This window comes from uncultured Alistipes sp., from assembly GCF_910580175.1.
Lineage (GTDB): Bacteria > Bacteroidota > Bacteroidia > Bacteroidales > Rikenellaceae > Alistipes.
Genome location: NZ_CAJTXD010000010.1, coordinates 1 through 3,418 on the forward strand (window position 1 = coordinate 1; position 3,418 = coordinate 3,418).

The window sequence follows — 3,418 nt, forward strand, 5'->3', positions numbered from 1 at the left end:
CCGCATTGGCTGCCCATGTTTCGACATTTTTGGACAATGTTTCCAATGTTCGGTGGGCGTATGGAGACGAAAAAACAGGATTCCGAGTTGCGAAATCCTGTCCAAAAAGATAAGGGGACGACGATTACTCTGCGGCTTCCAGCGCCTCGATGCAGTCGATAATCATCCGCTCCTTGCGGCAGTCGATGATTTCGGCCATTTGTTTGGCGGCCGAGAGGTCTTTCGCCGTCAGCGGTTTGCCCAACTTCGAGGTAAAACAGCCGTTGTTTCCGGCGACCCGCTGCCATTTCGGGGTAATCAGCCGGGATGCGCTCAACGATTCGAGCAGCAGCGCCAGCAGCTTGTTGTGCGTCGTCTGCAACGGTTCCGCGAGCTGGCAGGCCAGCAGTCGGGCAATCTCCGCTTCGGTCGTGTCGCGTTTGAAGATGCCGATTCGGTTGACGTGTTCGGTCAGCACTGCGATTTGCCGGTCGGTCAGGTGTGGACAGAAATCGGCGGGTGTCGGGTCGAAACCGGTGCGGCTGCGCTGGGCGGCTCGGCGTTTCTCGGCTTGGGCCAGCAATTCCGCTTCGCGCTCCTTGTGCTGCGTCTCCTCCGTCTGCCGATGACGGGTGTAGTCGGCGATTTCGGTAACGGTAGATCGGACTTCGGCGATTTGAGTCAGCAGTTCGTTCGAAAGTGTATCCGCCGGATAACGGGCGGAAAGATACTCGAACGTCTTGTCGATGCGGCGCTGCTCCTTGGCTGAGATTGAACCGTAGGCCAGCCAACGGTCGTACTCCTGCTTTTTGTCGGCGAGGTATCGGCGAGCTTCGGCGGCGGACAGGTTGCGATGTTCGATTTCGCACTCCATGTAGTGCAGCGAAAAACGGTTGTCCTTGAACATAGCTTCGGCGAATGCCAGCCAGCTTACCACGCTGACCGCTCCGTACAACACCCATGCGACCGCCTGCCATGCACCGCCGAGCCATCGGCTCTTGGCATCCAATCGGGTGCGAACGGCCTGCAACCGCTCGCGGATTTTGCGGTTGGTGCGCCGGTGCGACATGCGTATGTATTCGATGCGGGTCATGGCTGATTCTTGGCAGCGGCTTGCAGGTCGGCTTCGAGTTCGGCAAGACTCGCGCGGCGCTCCTCTTCGCGCAAGCGCCCCTTGTAGGCATCGAGCTGTTGGGCCGCGATGCTTTCGGCGACCTTGCGGCTGATTTGCCCGGCATGTTCGAGCAGTTCGCGCCCGTTGATGACCAGAATATCGTTCAGCTTCTTGATCCAGTCGGCCATATACATGGGCACCTGTCGCCGCGCCTGACTTTCGGCGAATGCGAGATATTGTTCGACCAGCAGTCCGAGGTCTTTCATCTCGTCTTCGGTCAGGTAGTTCTTGGCAGTTGCGGCATCGGCTTTGGTAATGCGCCGCGGGTCGCTCTTGTCGCAGGAGGTCATGCCCATCATCGGCAGGCGGGCATCGGCGCGGCGGGCGACCAGTTCGGCTGCCGTATGGCTGCTGATGGCCCACAGCAGTTTGTTCTGCACGATTTTGAAAAACTCGACCGTCTTTTCGGCTTTCGGGTCGTAGTCGATGCTCGTCGTGTAGATGTCCTTGACCTTTTGGTAGAAGACCCGTTCCGAAAGGCGGATTTCGCGGATGCGCTCCTGCAACTCGTCGAAATAGTTCATCGACTTGCCCGACTTCATCCGTTCGTCGTTCAGCGCGAATCCTTTGATAAGGTACTCGCGCAGCACCTGCGTCGCCCAGATGCGGAACTGGGTGCCTTGGTGCGATTTTACGCGGTAGCCGACCGAAATAATCACGTCGAGGTTGTAGTAGTTCGTATCGTAGCTTTTGCCGTCTGAGGCAGTTGTTCGGAAATTCCGAATAACTGAATCGGCGACCAGCTCACCCTCGGAAAAGATGTTTTTCAAGTGTTCGTTGATGGTGGATTTGGCTTTTCCGAACAGCGCCGCCATCTGGTCTTGGGTCAGCCAGACGGTCTCTTCGCCCATGCGGACGTCTATTTTGATGCTCCCGTCGGCCGAGCGATATATCAACATTTCGTTCTCCATAGCATAAAGATAGTTATAATTCCGGAATCCGGTTCACCGCTTCGCGCTTCTTCGCATCCATAATCTGCGCATAGACCTGCGTCGTTTTCAGTTCGCGGTGGCCGAGGAGCTTCGACACGGTGTAAATTTCCGTGCCGAGCGAGAGTTGCAGCACAGCGAACGTGTGCCGTCCGCAGTGGAACGTAATATGTTTCGTAATGCCCGCTTTCAGACACCACTCGCGCAGGGCGAGGTTGTGCCATGCGGAGTATTTCAGCCCGGCGAAGACCCGCTCGTCGGCCTTGCCGCGCTGGCCCATGTAGCGCACGGCTTGGTCGGTAATGTCGAGGTATTCCAGTCCTTTGGTCTTTTTCTGCCGGAAGACGATGCGCGTGCCGCCGTCGAACTCCTGCACCTCGGCCCACGTCAGTTTGTTGATGTCGCTCCAGCGCATGCCGGTCAGGCACGAGAAGAGGAACGCGTCTTTCAGTACGGGATACGGACACGCCGTTTTGGCGAGGCGCTGCAATTCGTCGAAAGTCAGGTATTCGCGGTGTACGTCCTCGACATGCGCAGGCTTGACCGACATGGCGGGCGAGTGGGGGATGATGCCGTCCTCGACTGCTTGGTTCAGCGCGGCTTTGAGTTTGAGGAAATAGCTGCTTTGGCTGTTCGTCGAAAGAGCTGTGCCGCTTTTGGTCTTGGCCTGCTTCGCCAGATAGGTTTTGAACCCCTCGACGAACTTCTTGTCGACCATCTCGAGCGTCGTATTCGTTCCGGCGTAGGCGATGAGGTGTTTCAGGGCGCTGTCCCAGTTGCCCCAGTTCCCCGGCGACTCCTTGCGCTGTTCTATCAATCCCTTGATGTATTCGACGAGGTTGGTGCGGATCTTATATTTTACGGCGAAGCCGTATTGCTCGTTCTGCTCGGCGAGCAGCCGTTTGGCCTTGACCTTCTCGGCCATTTCGAGGTTGACCTTGTTGTGGTCGCGCTCCAATTTGTTTTTCGGGTCGGTGTAGAGGTAGTATTCGAGGGTCTCGAATTTACGGCGATGCTTGATGCGCCCTTCATCGTCGCGGGTGTACCCGTAATAGTATTCCAGCACCAACGAGGTCTTGCCCGTCGAGCGCTGCGGTTTCTGCCGAATCTTAATTTCCATGCGGTCGAGGTTTTAGGTTCAATTTTTTGCAGGTTTTCTCCCTCGGCATAGCACGAATTGCGTTCGGCTCTGCGCTCGGCTTATCGAAAACGTTCCGTGCAAAGATAGAAAAATTTCTTTACACTTTTTTACACCTCAATTGCTGTGTGTTGTAAATAAGCGGCAAATTTTACACCTCGAACGATAAAATGAAGTCGAAGTAAAAATCGGTTGTTT

Annotated in this window: 3 protein-coding genes; all 3 read right to left on the bottom strand. The window is 56.1% G+C overall.

What is annotated here, in order from left to right:
- Positions 1 to 124: 124 nt before the first annotated feature.
- From QZ298_RS08585 to QZ298_RS08595, 3 genes are read right to left on the bottom strand one after another with little or no spacing between them, the layout of a single operon-like run.
- Complete coding sequence (locus tag QZ298_RS08585) at positions 125 to 1,072, bottom strand: hypothetical protein (RefSeq protein WP_296008110.1); 948 nt, start codon at positions 1,070 to 1,072, stop codon at positions 125 to 127.
- Positions 1,069 to 2,064 carry a virulence RhuM family protein gene (locus QZ298_RS08590; protein ID WP_296008113.1) on the bottom strand — a complete coding sequence of 332 codons (996 nt, stop codon included), beginning with the start codon at positions 2,062 to 2,064 and terminating at the stop codon, positions 1,069 to 1,071. The genes QZ298_RS08585 and QZ298_RS08590 overlap by 4 nt, the downstream gene beginning before the upstream one ends.
- A 13-nt stretch (positions 2,065 to 2,077) precedes the next feature.
- Complete coding sequence (locus QZ298_RS08595) at positions 2,078 to 3,202, bottom strand: site-specific integrase (protein ID WP_296008116.1); 1,125 nt, start codon at positions 3,200 to 3,202, stop codon at positions 2,078 to 2,080.
- Between the last annotated feature and the right edge of the window lie 216 nt (positions 3,203 to 3,418).